The sequence below is a fragment of the Acetobacter pomorum genome (assembly GCF_002738225.1).
Classification (GTDB): domain Bacteria; phylum Pseudomonadota; class Alphaproteobacteria; order Acetobacterales; family Acetobacteraceae; genus Acetobacter; species Acetobacter pomorum.
Map to the genome: position 1 here is coordinate 1 of NZ_PEBQ01000072.1, position 15761 is coordinate 15761.

A 15761-nucleotide genomic window follows, 5' to 3' on the forward strand; every position below is an offset into this window, starting at 1 on the left:
CAGACGTATAGGAAGTCCTGAACAACCAGAAAATGATCCAAAATTACTCCATCTGTGAGATTTCCGCGTCGTAGGGTGCGATCAAGAATGGCCTGTCGTATTGCTGGCAGACTGGGCTGTGATGGTAGGCCTGTGACTCTTTTTTTTGCGCCCGACTGCCGTGAGGCGCCGGGACAGGAGAAAGGCGTAGGCCATCATGGACATCAGGGCGTGCCAGTGCAGACCTGTCCATGATCGTCCCTCAAAGTGATCGAGGCCTAGTTCCTCCTTGAGTTGCTGATGCGCCTGTTCGCAGACCCATCGGGCCTTGATCGCACTGGCCAGTAACCTGAGGGAGGTGTCGGCAGGCAGATTGGACAGGTAGTATTTCCGTTCTCCGGTGGAACGGTGCTCGCCAATCAGCCAGGCTTCATTCCCGGGCATATGCTGGGCCGTCCGACCACCGATACGCTGGGCTGGACCATCTGCAACGCGTATCCGCGTGGCTGCAAAGCGTGCCGCCAGGCCATCTTTGGTCCCACGACACCAGCTGACCCTGCGCCATGTTGCAGTTTCCAGTATCTTATGGGCAGGAACAGACGGAGTGACAGCATCAATGGCACTTCATGCGAAGTCAGTATCACGGACACCAGTGTCTGACAATTCGCTTTCTTGCCCAGGGTCGAAGCATATTGGGGCGCCACGCCAACAGAATGTTCTCCCTTTTTGGGAAGGGAGGTATCATCGATAATCAGCCATGAACGCTTGCCGCTCATCAGATGGTCAGCATGACGCCACAGAGCAACCTCAAGTGGCGCACTGTCCCACACACCGGCACTGACGAAATGATGCAGCCGGTTATAAGGGATATCGCCAGGTCCGATCAGGCCTGCAATATAAGCTGGACACATCGCCCGCTGCGCTTTGTGACCCAGGGCCGCCAGAAATGGCGCAAGCCATACTTCCAGATCCGATCGCCAGTCGGTGTTCATCGCCAACTCCCACTACAGCTGGTCCTCCATGAAGCACCGATCGCACCTGTTGGGAATCCTTATTCCAAATTTTCTGCCAAAGTAGTGCTAGGGCTTGGGGTTCGGTTGCTACGATAAGCTGCATAATGTAATTAGATACGAAAATGTTATATGAAAGATATAGAGAGTAGATTATGGAAATAGATATAAACAAAGAAATTCTGTCGATACATAATATGTGTAAAAATAAATTTAAAGTTTTCAATAAATATATTACTCATATAAGATTCCCATTATTTAAAAATATAAAAAGCAATACACAGATAGATTTTGATTTCCCTATTACAGCATTGGTAGGTCCAAATGGCTCAGGGAAAACGTCCGTATTAAATGCGTTATATGGAGCCCCTTATAAATATTCGACTGGTGATTTCTGGTTCAGTACTAAAGTTGATCCTATAAAAGAAGGAGAAGGATCTCCTAATAGGTTTATTTATGGTCATTTTAATGAATCTTTCGGAGATATTGTTGAAACTCGTAAAGCCCGTGTTCAGAAAAAACGAGAAAACAGGCCCGACCCTAATTATTGGGAACCGACTAAAGAGACTTCTGGAGATGGAATGAATATTTATCCTGAAGAATTTAAGAAAAAATATTCAGGACGTAGTCTCGATCGGTGGAATCCTGTGAAGCGTAAGGTTATATATATAAATTTTCGTTCTGAGTTAAGTGCATTTGATAAATATTTTTATTTTGGTCATGATCCTGCAATTGATGTAAAAAAAAGAAAAGAAAAGGCAGAAAATACAGGCCATAAAATTCCAAATTTTAGATATATAAATAAAAAAGAAAAAATAAGAGGTGATTCACGCAAATTATTTCAGATTATAGAAAGCAGAAATACATCCTTAAAGAGATTTGGTGAAAGAATAGCTAAAGAAAATAGGCTTCTATCGAGAGAAGAATTAAAATATATTAGTTATGTTCTTAATCGTCATTATGTGGAGGCTAGATGGATCAAGCATAATTTATTTCAAGGGCATGATGGTATAAGTATCATATTTAAAACATCACATGTAGAATATAGTGAGGCTTTTGCTGGAAGTGGAGAAGTGGCGATAGCTAGTTGCATAGTGAATATTATTAATGCCCCCAAAAATTCCCTTGTCTTATTGGATGAGCCAGAAGTTTCTTTACACCCTGGAGCACAAGAACGGTTATTAGGGTTTTTGGCAAAAATGGTTAAAGAGAAAACAATACAGATCGTTTTTTCGACTCATTCGCCAAATTTAATATCGTATTTACCGGAAAATGCTATTAAATCATTTTATCAATTACCAAATGGTGATTTTGGTATAACTCCCAATAGCCATCCTTATGCCGCTTTCCGAAGATTGGGAGATATCAAGCGTGGCAAGATATTGGTACTTGTTGAAGATAGACTGGCTAAATATGTAGTTGAACAGGCTATAATATTGATGGCTGATAGTGCTTTGCAAGAAATTTTTGAGGTTGAATACATGCAAGGTGGAGCTGAATGTATTTTGACTAAAAGAATACCAATATTTTCAGATGAAAATAGGAAAAATACACTAGGCCCTGTTAGCACTTGATCCAGTCTGCTGCGGCAGCGATGTGGATGACCGCGAGGAATGACGTTGCGGTTTTTTCGTATCTGGTTGCGACAGCACGCCACTCCTTGAGACGGGCCCAGAGGTTCTCGACCAGGTGTCGGCACCGATAGGCCCATTTGGGGCAGGCGACCGGCCCATCACGTCGTTTCGCAGGAATGGCCGGTCGGGCTCCCATGTCCCAGATATATTCACGAAAGGCGTCCGACGCGTAGCCCTTGTCTGCAACGACCCACAGGGGAACGGCGGGAAGACTATCGAGCATGGCTGGCGCCAAGGGCAGTTCATGGGCCTGACCGGGCGCCAGGGCAAAACCCAGCGCCTTTCCATGCCCGTCTGCGATCACGCAGACTTTTGTGCCATAGCCGCCGCGAGAGCGGCCAAGTGCTTCACGATGGTCTCGCTCTTCGAAAGAGCCCCCTTTTTTGGGGCTCCCGCCGCCTTGTGGTGAGCCCTGATGTTTGTGCCATCCAGGAAAGTCATGCCGAGCGCCACTCCCTGTTGTTCCTGAACCAGTGCGAGCAGGCGTTCCCACACACCCAGCTTCGCCCAGCGGATGAAAAGCTGGGCCGCCCGCCACCACGGACCCAGCTCAGCGGGGATACTCCGCCATTTCGCGCCATTCTCATGCCGCCAGAAAATCGCTGCTAGCGTGCGCCGCAGATCATGGGGCGGCGTCTTGCCCTTTGGGCGAACCGCCTCAATCAGAGGTTCCCAAATCGCCCATGTCTCGTCCGTAAAAGTGCCTGTTCCGTCTCCTTCTTCCATCCATACAATATAGGAAAAATTTCAAGATCTAACAGGGCCTAATTTTACTTGATGGTGATAAAAATCGAGAAATAGATTTTAGAGATCCTGATACGATTCCAGAATCAGAAGATATAGCGAAAATTATAAAGGAAACCATAGGGACTTGCCCAGATATTCTCATAGATGGGGATAGTAAAGGAGGGAAAATCCATCAAAAATATTTATTTTTAAAAAGATATATGAAATGGATAATTAAATACCTTAATTATATACCAACAACATGCCCGGAAGAATTAGTACTAAAGGCAGAATTGGGTGATAATTTAGAAAAAGGCAATAATTCTCAGTATTATAAAGACAAGCTTTATAATATGGCTTGTGCGCATATTGGGAAAAAGGTTCCCAACGAACAAGCAGATGATTATGGAGAATTCTTACTTGCTGGAAAAAGACAAAACTCCAAAGAATTAGAAGAATTAAAAATAATATTGGAAAATTTTTCGCATGAGGTTAGACAATAAAATTGGATCATGTTCTGGGACTGAGCGTTGTGGCGTTGACTGCTATAGATTTATTTAGTGGGTGCGGGGGGCTGACTTGTGGTTTAAAGCAAGCAGGTTTTCAAGTCGTGGCTGCTGTAGAGCTTGATAAGAAAGCTCAAGAAACTTATACTATAAACCACCCAGAAGTCAGCCTCTATAAAACAGATATAAGAGAATTAGACGCTAAACGTATTCGGTTAGAGAATAATTTAGGAAAAGGTGAGTTGGATCTTCTTGCTGGATGCCCTCCATGTCAAGGGTTTTCTAGACTTAGAACAAAAAACAAAATAAAAAATATTAACGATGAGAGAAATAATTTAATATATGATTTTTTGAGGTTTATTGAAGAGTTCGAGCCCAAATCTATCATGCTGGAGAATGTTCCAAATCTTCAATATGATAAACGCTTTAAGTATATATGCCTTGCTTTAAAAAAAATGGAATACCAAATCATTTTCAAAGTGTTAGATGCATCTGATTATTTGGTACCTCAAAGAAGAAAGAGATTAATACTTCTGGCATCAAAAAATTTTATACCTACAATTTCTAATGCGAATAAGCAAAAAATATCTGTCCGAATGGCTTTTTCATCATTAGATGCAAAAATATTACAACGAGACTTATTGCATAATATGCCAGAAAAACGCACGGAAGCGGTACGTCAACTGATAGCTCTGATTCCTAAAGATGGTGGCAGTCGTGTTGATTTGGGAGAAATGTGGCAATTAGAATGCCATAAAAAAACGAAAGGATTTTATGATGTTTATGGCCGTATGGCATGGGATGATGTAGCTCCAACTATTACTAGTGGTTGTAGTAATCCTTCTAAGGGTCGTTTTTTGCATCCAGATCTAAATAGAACAATTACTTTAAGAGAAGCTTCTATATTGCAGGGATTTCCGACAGATTATTATTTTAATATAAAGCATGGAAAGCAATCTATTGCTTTGATGATTGGTAATGCATTACCGCCTCCCTTTATTAAGTCTCATGCTTTATCTTTAAAAGAGGGTCTTTTGAATAGATATAAATATTCTGAATGAGATATTATTGGACCGTTAGAATACGGTAAATATGTGTTTTTGATATTTTTATTTGTCGCATAATTTCAGCCACACCCAATCCTTCTGCTTTGAGCTGTCTGACATGCTCATGGTCATAGGATTGTTTTCTGCTTTTGTAGACACTTTCCTCCTTGGCTATGCCTTCAAGTTGGCGTTCCCTGCGTTGCTCGTTTTCAAACTGAGCAAATACTCCCAACATATTCAGGAAAGCTTTCCTAATGATACCTTTTTATTTTCAAGTGTCCTTATGATATCCTGAAGGTCGGATACAGAACGTGCCAGCCGATCAATGCGGGAAACAACTAGGTAATCACCGGCGCGAAGAAATTCGAGCAGGATATCGAGTTTATTTCTCCCTTGACGTGATGAGCCGGAGACTTTTTCTCCTCGGATGATTTCGTACCCGGCTTTTCTGAGTGCTTCTTCCTGGAGTTCCAGAGACTGGTCAGTTGTGCTTACTCGTGCGTATCCGTATTTCATACCTTTCGTTCCTTATGGGTTATAGGGATGGTGGGACTAACCGCTCCCTAATTCCATTATAGACCCAAAAGGCACATAATACCGGGGTAAGGGGCTATGTCCCTTTAGGGACTACCTAAAAAGAACAAAAATAAATACGATATCCTGTGTGAATTTTATTTTTGATAAATGGTGAGCTAAAAATGATCCACTATGGTGCGGTAACATTTGATACTCAGTCAATACAAGCGCAAGGTTTTCGCTTTGAAAGTGGGTTTCTTCAAGCATTTAGACAATTTAAAGATAGTTGTATCCGCGTGCTTATTTCGGTTCCGGTCAAAATGGAAATAGTCAAACATTTGGAAGAGACAAACCAAAAATACCATAGTGAAATTTTAAAATGTATTTTAGAAGCAAAGAAGTATTGTATATTAAAAAATAAGAATTTTGATTTATATCCTTATTTAGAAAATCCAAGAGATGTAGCATCTTTTAGGTTCGAAGAGTTTTGTTTTAATACGGGAATGCAAGTGGTATCTTGTGATAATGTTTTAATGTCAGAAGTTCTGGATTTGTATATTTCGAGTAAACCTCCTTTTGGTAATAAAAATAAGAAAAATGAATTTCCCGATGCGATTAGTTTACTTTCTCTGGAGAAGTGGGCAGTTAATAATAAGACGAGAATTTTAGCCATAAGTGAAGACAAAGACTGGATTTCATTTTCTGATAATAGTATTTGGATTGATGTTGTAAAAAGCCCAAAAGAAGCATTGATAAAGTTACAGGAAAATCCTCTTCATCTAGAGGCTATTTCTGACAAATTCATCAAAGAATTATTTGAAGATATGGGAGAATTTTATAATAATATATTAAATTATATTAAAATAAAGTTTCTTAATTCTAAATTTGAGGCAGAGGCAGATTCTTATTACCAATGGGAATGGGAGTTTGATGAAGTTGAGGTTTACGATTGGGATACGATATATTCCAATGATGGCTGTGGCTCACACGTCATTGAACAAAGTGAAGCAGGTTTTTCCTCTGTTGTAGGCATATTGGTAGACTTAACAGTTAAAGGTTCTTTTTCTTTTTTTAGATATGATTCTAAAAGTGGTGAAGTCTGTCTTGTTGGTTCATCTTATAATTCAACCACAATACAATTAGATACAAATCTTATCTTGAATTTTAGAAATAACGGAAAAATCGGGGACTTATTTTTTGACAGTTGTCAAATAGATACAGACACTTTCAAAATCGATTTTGGTTATGTGTATTCTCATGATGAAGAGTGAAAATATAAAAATTGAATCCTAAGAAGATATTACAAACACAAGTTTGACATTACCTTCTTAGGTGTTCGATAATTTTTACACTGAATGATCTAAAAGCCTTTGTAATGCATCTACATGATAGCGAGAATGTTTGGCTCCAACATCCTGTAGGACAAAATTTGTATAATTAGAGCGGTTAAAAGAATATAGTGACATAAATGCCCCGCCAACCTGTCTTATCAAGATGACATTATTTCCGTCTACCTGCCAGAAATCGGAAAGGTGCCCGTTAGTTGCTTGACTAACATCTGCTACCGGATCACTTGATCCTGCATAGACAAATTGAGGTATGGAAAACGCCATGACAATAAAAACCTAACAAAAACTAAATTATTATGCAATTAGACAGTAGGTTTTTCACTAAATTTTCACAAGGGCATATATAAAAATTCTTGTCCCAAAATCACCTATTTTTGGAATATGTGTATTAACGCATACAGCTATGAGGGCTCTCCACACGGACATTTTTGACACCTGAACGATTTTACTGATGGCCCTGATGGACAGTCCTTGATTCTTTAGATGTAGGGATTGAAGAACTGTTTTTTGAACTCCTATTTCCTGATTTCAGGGGTATGGCGTTTTGATTGATGGTTGTTAGGGTAGCTTTTTTCTCTGCGTTTTGATTGATGGTTGTTAGGGTAGCTTTTTTCTCTGCGTTTTGATCTATGTTGGGGATATTACCCCCGCTGAGCTGCTACGCGGTCGCACTACTGGTCCGCTTCAGGAAGAGGAAGAGATGCATATTGTAGACGATATTGGCCAGTCCAATTTTCATGGTGGCCCGTGTGATACAGATGGTGCGCATGAACAGCCCCATCTGTGATTTCTGATCGGCAAAGACATGCTCAACGCGAGACCGGATTACAGACTTGCCCGTATTGGACCGCTGGATATGACGGGGCATAGGCTTGAGATGTGGCTTTTTCCTATGAACCTTGGAGACAAAGCCCTGCTTTTCCATGAAAGCTTCATTGGCTTTTGACCAATACTCCGTATTTGCCCAGACATCCGACGCTGTATTACTGCAGTCGAGTAGCCCTTCTTTTACTCTTGTACCGTCGCTGGCCGCTGCATCTGTCGCTTTCCATTTCTGGATCAACCTGAACTTCCGGTCGATGGAAACATGGGATTTATAACCAAAGAACAGGATGGCGAGATCTGTTGACGGAATCGTTCCGTTATCCTGCTGTTTCTCCTTGGTAAATTTCAGCGTCCAGCGCGCATGGCGGTCCTTGTGGGACAGCTTTGCGGGTTTGTCCTTCCAGGCCAAAGAAATACGGTCCGCCCGGAGATCCACCTTTTCAGCGTTTTTATGGCGCTATTTTGGAGCCGTGACCAGCATTGCGTCTAGGATCTGACCTGACATCGGTAAATAACCGGTGTTACGCAGGATGGCATCAAAGCGATTGAAGAGTATATCAATGACACCGGGCTGTGCCAGACGCTTACAAAACAGCCAGATCGTTTTGGCATCAGGTACGCGCTCCGACAGCCCCAGACCAAGGAAACGCATAAAGGAAAGCTGGTTGTTTATACAGCCACTTTTGCTGCCATCCGAATAAGCCAGAACCTTGTCCAGATCAGGGAGGACGCCTCAACACCCCCGGTTCGGGGAAAACGCTTCAAGCTGTTTCCCTAGCCCGCTCAACCGAGCAAGGCGCTGTTCAACATCAAAGAAACCTGACTACTTTCATGATTTCATGTCTCCCAATCACCATAGGAGGCATGAAACCATAGATACGAACACAAAACCAAGGGGTTTTTAGAGCCCTCAATTTACTGTTTTCCTGATGGAGAAACAAAATTTATTTTCATAAAGATAATTCCACAAATATTGTATTTGTTTGTTATTATTTAAAAATATTTAGTTTATTATGGATTTCGATATTACATTTATTTTTGACCAGCCCAGATAGGAGCAAACTGTTCAGCCTGACGTAAAATGTGCTGCACAGCTTCGTCCTGCATGTCCGGTGGATATCCATAATGACGAAGCAGACGTTTGACAGAAGTCCGCATTTTGGCACGCGCCTGCGCCATGACGGTCCAGTCCACTGTGGCATTTTCCCGGATGGTTTTCACGAGTGCTGTGGCGATAACCCGCAGGCTCGGGTCCCCCATGGCTTCCTTGGCGCTTTTGTTCTGTGCCAGAGCATCATAGAAGGCAATTTCTTCCTGCGTCAGCCCAAGTTCCTCGCCCCGATCACGTGCAGAGGCCATGTCATGTGCCATGCTGATCAGTTCATCCAGGATCTGGACTGATGTCAGGGCATTGGCATGGTAGCGGGCAACGGCCTGTTCCAGTCGTTGCGAGAAGGCTTCGGCTTCCGTGATATTGGAGCGGGTTCTGCTGCGGATCTGACCCTCCAGCAATTTCTTGAGCGCCTCAATGGCGAGATTGCGCTGAGGCATTTCGCGCACTTCCTGCAGGAAGGCATCCGAGAGGACGGAAATATCAGGTTTGCCAATACCTGCTGCTTCTAGGATGTCGATGATATCGGTTGAGATCACCGCCTTGCTGACCAATTGCTTGATGGCCAGTTCACGCTCCTGCGCACTGCGTCCATCACGACCTGTGCTCGCGCTCTTGACCAATGCTGCCCTGACGGCCTCAAAGAACCCGATTTCATCGCGCAGTTTCGTGGCTTCGTCACTGGCAGATGCCAGCGCAAAGGCCACGGAGAGTGCCTTGACGGCATCGGGGTAGCGTTTCTGGGCAGTCTTGCGCTCTTCATCATTTTTGGCCTTTGCCATGGCCCGATGCTGCTGCCCCAGAATATAGTTAAGCGCTCCACCCATGATGGACAGCTTGTCTTGGGTCTCTGCCCCTTCTTGCAAAGCAGGACGGTAGTCAAACCCGCCAGCCTGACCCGGGTTGAACATGGCCCGCACGACTTCGTAACGCTCCTGCAAGGCACGTATGGCCTCGCCCTCGTCAATGCCGACCTGTTCACGATCTCCAGCGGAGTATTCGCCTAGTGCGGTCTTCAGGTTCTGGGCCAGACCGATATAATCCACTACCAGACCACCAGGCTTGCCCTTGAACACACGGTTGACGCGGGCAATGGCCTGCATCAGCCCGTGCCCGCGCATGGGTTTGTCCACATACATGGTGTGCATGGACGGAACATCAAAACCCGTCAGCCACATATCGCGCACAATGACCAGTTTGAGCGGATCGTTGTTATCCTTCATGCGCTTTGCCAGAAGCTCTCGTCGAGCCTTGGGCTTTTTACCAATATGAGGCTGGAACGCTGCAAGGTCGGATGAACTGCCGGTCATCACAACCTTGATGGCGCCTTCATTGTCATCATCACTGTGCCATTCAGGACGCAGGCGAATAATCTCATCATAGAGGGCCACACAGATCGCCCGACTCATGCCCACGATCATGCCCTTGCCCTCAAGAGCGGTCAGGCGGTTTTCAAAATGGGTCACAAGGTCTTCGGCAATCCGTCGCAGGCGGGGTTCCGCCCCAACCAGTGCCTCCACCCGCGAGTATTTCTGACTGAGCTTGTGTTCCTCATTTTCAGAAAGACCTTCGACAATCTTGGCCAGTTCATCGTCCAGCTTTTCTTTGATGTCTTCATCCAGTTCGATGCGCACAAGGCGGCTCTCGTAATAGATGGGCACGGTCGCGCCATCCTCGACCGCCTGTGCGATATCGTAAATGTCGATGTAATCGCCAAAGATGCTACGGGTGTTCACGTCAGCATTTTCAATGGGCGTGCCGGTAAAACCGATAAAGGACGCATTGGGCAGGGCATCGCGCATATGTTTGGCAAAGCCGTAGGAGACCTTGCCCGTCTGGCGGTCGAATTTGGCTTCCAGTCCATACTGACTGCGGTGCGCTTCATCCGCCATGACCACCACATTGCGCCGATCGGTCAGCATGGGCAGGCTGGTTTCGCCCTCTTTGGGCTGGAATTTCTGCAAGGTGGTGAAGATTACACCACCCGAGCTGCGCCGGAGCAGTTTTTGTAAATCTTCCCGACTGTCCGCCTGTTCCGGTGTCTGGCGCAAAAGGGCCTGTGCGCCGGAGAAGGTGGTGAAGAGTTGGTCGTCCAGATCATTACGGTCTGTCAGCACAATGATGGTAGGATTTTCCATCTCCGGATGGCGGGCAATCACACCAGCATAGAAAGTCATGAGCAGGCTCTTGCCGGACCCCTGCGTGTGCCAGACCACACCGACCTTGCGGTCTCCATCCGGTGCCGAAGCCCGCACAGTCTGCGCCACGGCCTTTCGACAGGCATGGAACTGGTGGTAGCCTGCCAGAATTTTGATGGGGCTGCCGTTTTTCTCGCCAAACAGCACGAAGTCATGGATCAGGTTGAGAAACCAGCGAGGCGTAAACACACCGCGCAGCACGGTTTCCATTTCCTCGTGGTTCTTTGCAACCAGTTCTTCCCCATCCACGGTACGCCAGGGCATGAAGCGGTCACGGTCGGCTGTCAGGGAGCCAATACGCGCCTGGGTCCCATCCGAAATCATCAAGGCTTCATTGAAGCGGAACAGGGATGGAATAAAGCTGCGGTAGGTCTGGAACTGGTTCCAGGCTGAATCCAGCGTGGCGTTCTCGGAACTGGGGCTTTTAAGTTCTACCACGCCAAGTGGCATGCCATTAACAAACAGCACAAGATCTGGCCTGCGGTTGGCTTCGTCCTTTTCAACAACGAACTGGCGCACGACCAGAAAGTCATTGTTTTCCGGGTTCTCAAAATCCAGCAGACGAACTCGATCACCAGACTGGGTGCCATCCTTGCGTACCACATCTACCGGCACACCGTTGACCAGATAGTCATGCAGGCGACGGTTTTCATCCACATGGTCCGGCGTGTCTTCCCGCATCAGGGCCAGTAGGGCTTCATCCTTTGAGGCCTGTGGTAAATGCGGATTCAACTTGTTTATCGTTGTCCGCAGACGTTTTTCCAGAACAACATCCGACAATGAGACCCGTTCGGGCTTTTTGCCACCGGGGGCAATATCTGGCCCCCAGGCAATGGTGTAGCCACATTCACGTAGAATATCGCAGGCCCAGTCTTCGATCTCGTTTTCGGACAGAAAACTCATGCCGCGTCTTCCACCATCTTTTCAGCATCCCGGATGCTGATCTCGCCAGACATTAATTTGGGGAGCAGGAGGTCTCGGAGCTGAGCAAGAGTGCGGGATTCCTGACAATTCACTAAAATACGTTCAAAGTATTTTGAAATCATGTTCTCGTAATGTTGAGCAAGCCTCAATGAGGGAAGCGTTGTTGAAATTGTAGAGAAGGTCTGCCGTGTAATAGTGTCAAAAACAGACCCATGTGTGTTGTTTTTCAGTTCAGTAAGAATATTTTTTAATGATTGTAGTATGAAATATTGCCCGTAACCATGAGAGCCTCGAATGCCATAACATGATTGGTTCATTGTCATGTCGCCCGATGTTAAGGCTAATTTCCCTACTGTGCCGCGAGCAGAGATTATAACTGTGTTTTCAGGTAAGATGGATGCTGCGCTATTATTCAGTCCGTCTTGTGTAATTTTTTTTGTTGTATCCAGAACATAAACATCGCTCTCCGCAGGTGCATCGACTACCGAAAACCAAGGTATATTTCCATTCCAATATGATGGAACAGAAGTTTTGGGGGTTCCTCCTGTAAGAATGGTTATGCATTGGTCAAATGCTGATGTTTCCCACCCCTCAGGCTTCCCCTCATCATCCAGCCTATCGGGAAAGAGTTCCCACAGTTCTGGTGCGAGGTAAGGGGCTTCTCCGGCCATTTTTGCCCGTGTCGGGCCAAAATCGACAAACCAGTCCCGAAACAACGCCCGCGCCATGGCTTCCAGCGTTTCGTTCGTCCGGCGGTTGAGGTCTATTTTGTCGTCTAATGAACCGAGGATGGCTAAAATTGCGTCTTGTTCCTCAATTGAGGGCAGTAAGAACTCAAGGGTGCGAGCTGAACCAACGTTAAAATGCTGTTGGACAGCTCCTACGATGTGAGACGAGATGTGATGGCCAGCAACGGAGTTGACGACGTAACAGAGGAAGCGAGGTCTTATTCTTTCACTGCAACGTACAATGACGACATCGGAGCAATTCGCCTCAAGAAGCCAGTCTGGAATGACAGCGCAAGTCCCAGGCTTTCCAGTGCGAACAATAACCACATCGCCAGGCCGTAAAGACGACTTCTGCAAACGCTTGTGGAAAGAGGGGGCGATAAATTTTACCCCATCGCATCTTATGTTGAACGGTTCGATATTTAATGAACGTAGGAACGGAATTCCTTTATCGACATATTCACTAGCCATTGGACCTACATGTCCAACAGTTACCTCGTCTGCTACATCCGCGATTGTAACTTTTTCCCAAGTGATCACTGTAAAACGATCCAAGAATTAGAAATTATCCGTTTGAAATCTGCATCGACTTGCGCCCAATCCAGCACATCCACTTTCCATGGAAGATCAGAATCAGAGAAGGATTCTTCCAACCGTGCTCGTGTTTCCAAAGCCAAAGGTTCATCACCCATAATCGCCAGATCAAGATCAGAAAACGACTTGGCTTTCCCTGTGACACGTGATCCAAAAGCCCGCACTTCACGGTCGGGCACAATCTCATTCAGTATTCGCAGCACAATGGCCCGTTCTTCGGGTGTGATGTCGATCTGCCTAGTCATGCTGTGCGCTCTTTCAGTGTAGCCAGCAGAAACTCGGCTTCTGCGATAAAGTCTGGAATGGTGGCGACAACCTGTTTGGCTGTGGCCTCGTTGTAAGTATGACTGGTCAGGTTGCGCATTTTGCGAAACACGCTCCACTGGGGCCATGCGCTTTTGAGCAGTCCGGCCTCATTGGCGGAGCGGATTATGTCCGGAAAGCCCATGCGGTCATATTCGTCGGGAGAGGCAGAATTGGCTTCCAGAAAGCGCTTCAGGGTCTTGTGGCTGAGTTCATAGGTAAACTCGAAGCGCTGGATCAGGCCGTCCCGTAACTGCTCATCGTCTGGGTGGGCAAGGTGGCGGGTCCAGCCTTCCTTCAGGCGGTTCAAAGCGCGTTCCAGTGGAGTGAGATAGAGCATCACACGTTTTCCTTCCGCATGATCAGCTTCAGGGAGGCGGTAATTTTCGCGTTCAGGGTTTCTCCCTGCGCAAACTGCTCTTTCAGGGTCTTTTCAAGGGCTGCGAAGCGTTCAGTAAATGGCACACTGTCTTCTTCGGCTTCCTCTGCCCCCACGTAGCGGCCCGGTGTCAGCACAAAGCCGTGCTGCTCGACCTCGTCCAGTGTGGCGGATTTGCAGAAACCTGGAATGTCCTCGTATTTCCCTGCATTCTTTTCCCCACGCCATGCATGGTAGGTATCGGCAATGCGCGCTACGTCTTCATCCGTCAGTTCCCGGCGGGTGCGGTCAACGAGCTTGCCCAGCTTGCGGGCGTCAATGAACAGGATTTCTCCGCGTCGGTCCCGCCAGCCCTTCGGGTTCTTGGTGCGGGTCAGGAACCACAGGCAGGCCGGAATCTGGGTGGAATAGAAAAGCTGTCCTGGTAGGGCCACCATGCAGTCCACCACATCGGCTTCCACCATCCGGCGGCGGATTTCGCCCTCGCTATTCTGGTTAGAGGACATGGAGCCATTGGCCAGCACCACGCCTGCCGTGCCATCGGGGGCCAGATGCCATAGGATATGCTGAAGCCACGCATAGTTGGCATTGCCCGCAGGTGGTTTGCCATACTGCCAGCGCGGGTCTTCCTCCAGCGAGGCATTCCACCAGTCCGACACGTTAAAGGGCGGGTTGGCCAGAATATAGTCAAAGCGCAGGTCTTTCAGCTCGTCGCGCAGAAAGCTGCCCTCATTGTTCCAGCGAATGTCCGCGCCAATACCCCGCACGGCAAGGTTCATACGGGCCAGACGCCAAGTGGTGTGGTTGCTCTCCTGCCCATAAATGGCAATATCACCCAGCTTACCGCCATGGGTTTCCACAAAGCGTTCGGACTGCACGAACATGCCACCAGACCCACAGCAGGGGTCATACACCCGGCCCTTATAGGGTTCGAGCATGGAAACCAGCGTGCGCACAACGCTGGAAGGCGTGTAGAATTCGCCCCCACGCTTCCCTTCGGCTCCGGCAAAACCACCTAGGAAGTATTCATACACCCGGCCCAGCACGTCCCGGGCCTTATCGTCCGTATCGCCCATGCCAATGTCGGAGATCAGGTCGATCAGCTCACCCAGCATGACGGTATCAAGGGCGGGGCGTCCGTAATCCTTGGGTAGCACGCCTTTGAGCTGTTCCGGGTTGGCTTTCTCGATGGCCAGCATGGCCTCATCAATCATCTTGCCGATATTGGGCGAGCGGGCATTGTCCTTGAGATGAGACCACCGAGCCGTCTCCGGCACCCAGAAGATATTCTCGGCCAGATATTCGTCAGGATCTTCCGCTGCTGCCGGGTCTTCCAGCATCAGTTCAGCATGCCGGGCTTCAAACGCAGTGGAGATGTAGCGCAGGAAGATCAGGCCAAGGGCCACATGTTTGTAGTCTGAAGGCTCAAGGTTCTTGCGCAGCTTGTCCGCCGCCAGAAACATCTGCTGTTCAAAGCCCAGTGTCGCGGTCGCTGCCTTGGCCTTGCGTGCTTTGGTAGTTTTCTTGGGAGCAGGGGCAGCATCAGGGTTTTTACGTGGATGACCGCGTGGCATGAAACTAAAGCCTTAATATGACAATAAATTAGAGCCGTATTTTGGCCTATTCTAGCCGTCTGGTCGAGTAGGAAGGGCGGGATTGTGGGTTTCCGTTACAAGGTAACCGTCATAAGTCCACGCACTGATCGTATTGGTATCAAGCTTATCGGCGAATATGGAACAGATCCTGCAAATGCTCTCAAATTCCACTTATCGCACGTAGGTGGGCTCCCGGGAAAAGGGAGGTTTGTTGTCGAAAACCAGAAGATAATGATAATCCGCAGCTGACTGCCGTTTTTGCCGCCAAAAAAACCACTTAATCGCGATAAAAATGCAGAAGTTAATGATAAATCTGCCAATCAAGCAGAAGTTCCGAC

The 15761-nt window shown here is 46.9% G+C and carries 15 protein-coding genes and 1 pseudogene; 4 read left to right on the top strand and 12 right to left on the bottom strand.

Annotated features, from left to right (window positions below):
* Window positions 1–81 precede the first annotated feature (81 nt).
* Together CSR02_RS04640 and CSR02_RS04645 are read right to left on the bottom strand one after the other, a co-directional pair.
* Window positions 82–423 (bottom strand): transposase, encoded by a 342-nt coding sequence (locus CSR02_RS04640; protein ID WP_099540737.1) that lies wholly within the window; start codon window positions 421–423, stop codon window positions 82–84.
* Window positions 399–971 (bottom strand): transposase, encoded by a 573-nt coding sequence (locus CSR02_RS04645; RefSeq protein ID WP_099540738.1) that lies wholly within the window; start codon window positions 969–971, stop codon window positions 399–401. Before CSR02_RS04645 ends, CSR02_RS04640 begins: the two co-directional genes overlap by 25 nt.
* Before the next feature lie 173 nt (window positions 972–1144).
* Between CSR02_RS04645 and CSR02_RS04650 the strand changes: the two genes are divergently transcribed.
* Window positions 1145–2563 carry an ATP-binding protein gene (locus CSR02_RS04650; RefSeq protein WP_099540739.1) on the top strand — a complete coding sequence of 473 codons (1419 nt, stop codon included), beginning with the start codon at window positions 1145–1147 and terminating at the stop codon, window positions 2561–2563.
* On the opposite strand, the gene CSR02_RS04655 is transcribed toward CSR02_RS04650, so the two are convergent.
* Window positions 2553–3349, bottom strand: a protein-coding gene (locus CSR02_RS04655) for an IS5 family transposase (protein WP_208616805.1) whose coding sequence is annotated in 2 segments (ribosomal slippage) — window positions 2553–3010 and window positions 3010–3349 — 798 coding nt in all. Because the reading frame shifts where the segments join, the coding sequence is not laid out codon by codon here. The genes CSR02_RS04650 and CSR02_RS04655 overlap by 11 nt on opposite strands.
* 221 nt (window positions 3350–3570) lie before the next feature.
* On the opposite strand from CSR02_RS04655, the gene CSR02_RS04660 reads away from it, so the two are divergent.
* Together CSR02_RS04660 and CSR02_RS04665 are read left to right on the top strand one after the other, a co-directional pair.
* Window positions 3571–3852: a hypothetical protein gene (locus CSR02_RS04660; protein WP_099540740.1), complete on the top strand. Its 282-nt coding sequence runs from the start codon at window positions 3571–3573 to the stop codon at window positions 3850–3852.
* A 2-nt stretch (window positions 3853–3854) separates the two neighbouring features.
* Window positions 3855–4916, top strand: coding sequence for a DNA cytosine methyltransferase (locus CSR02_RS04665; protein WP_208616806.1), 1062 nt, complete (start codon window positions 3855–3857; stop codon window positions 4914–4916).
* A gap of 4 nt (window positions 4917–4920) precedes the next feature.
* Here the strand turns inward: CSR02_RS04665 and CSR02_RS17260 are convergent, their stop codons facing one another.
* Both CSR02_RS17260 and CSR02_RS17265 read right to left on the bottom strand, forming a co-directional pair.
* The gene (locus CSR02_RS17260) at window positions 4921–5136 is read right to left on the bottom strand and encodes a helix-turn-helix domain-containing protein (protein WP_373319852.1); all 216 of its coding nucleotides are present in this window, start codon (window positions 5134–5136) and stop codon (window positions 4921–4923) included.
* Between the two features lie 2 nt (window positions 5137–5138).
* Window positions 5139–5417, bottom strand: coding sequence for a recombinase family protein (locus CSR02_RS17265; RefSeq protein ID WP_373319851.1), 279 nt, complete (start codon window positions 5415–5417; stop codon window positions 5139–5141).
* 182 nt (window positions 5418–5599) lie between these two features.
* On the opposite strand from CSR02_RS17265, the gene CSR02_RS04675 reads away from it, so the two are divergent.
* Window positions 5600–6688, top strand: coding sequence for a PIN domain-containing protein (locus CSR02_RS04675; RefSeq protein WP_143225537.1), 1089 nt, complete (start codon window positions 5600–5602; stop codon window positions 6686–6688).
* A 75-nt stretch (window positions 6689–6763) separates the two neighbouring features.
* On the opposite strand, the gene CSR02_RS16260 is transcribed toward CSR02_RS04675, so the two are convergent.
* From CSR02_RS16260 to CSR02_RS04705, 7 genes and pseudogenes are all read right to left on the bottom strand, one after another.
* On the bottom strand, window positions 6764–7030 hold the full coding sequence (locus CSR02_RS16260; RefSeq protein WP_143225538.1) for a hypothetical protein: 267 nt from the start codon (window positions 7028–7030) through the stop codon (window positions 6764–6766).
* 394 nt (window positions 7031–7424) lie between these two features.
* Window positions 7425–8378: pseudogene (locus CSR02_RS04680) on the bottom strand (transposase).
* 245 nt (window positions 8379–8623) lie between these two features.
* Window positions 8624–11803 (bottom strand): type I restriction endonuclease subunit R, encoded by a 3180-nt coding sequence (locus CSR02_RS04685; protein ID WP_099540742.1) that lies wholly within the window; start codon window positions 11801–11803, stop codon window positions 8624–8626.
* Complete coding sequence (locus CSR02_RS04690; protein ID WP_099540743.1) at window positions 11800–13107, bottom strand: restriction endonuclease subunit S; 1308 nt, start codon at window positions 13105–13107, stop codon at window positions 11800–11802. Before CSR02_RS04690 ends, CSR02_RS04685 begins: the two co-directional genes overlap by 4 nt.
* Entirely contained in the window at window positions 13089–13391 is a 303-nt protein-coding gene (locus tag CSR02_RS04695; RefSeq protein ID WP_099540744.1) for a nucleotidyltransferase family protein, read from the bottom strand. The genes CSR02_RS04690 and CSR02_RS04695 overlap by 19 nt, the downstream gene beginning before the upstream one ends.
* Window positions 13388–13789, bottom strand: a complete 402-nt coding sequence (locus tag CSR02_RS04700; protein WP_099540745.1) for a nucleotidyltransferase substrate binding protein — start codon at window positions 13787–13789, stop codon at window positions 13388–13390. The genes CSR02_RS04695 and CSR02_RS04700 overlap by 4 nt, the downstream gene beginning before the upstream one ends.
* Window positions 13789–15402 (bottom strand): class I SAM-dependent DNA methyltransferase, encoded by a 1614-nt coding sequence (locus CSR02_RS04705; protein WP_099540746.1) that lies wholly within the window; start codon window positions 15400–15402, stop codon window positions 13789–13791. Before CSR02_RS04705 ends, CSR02_RS04700 begins: the two co-directional genes overlap by 1 nt.
* Window positions 15403–15761 lie beyond the last annotated feature (359 nt).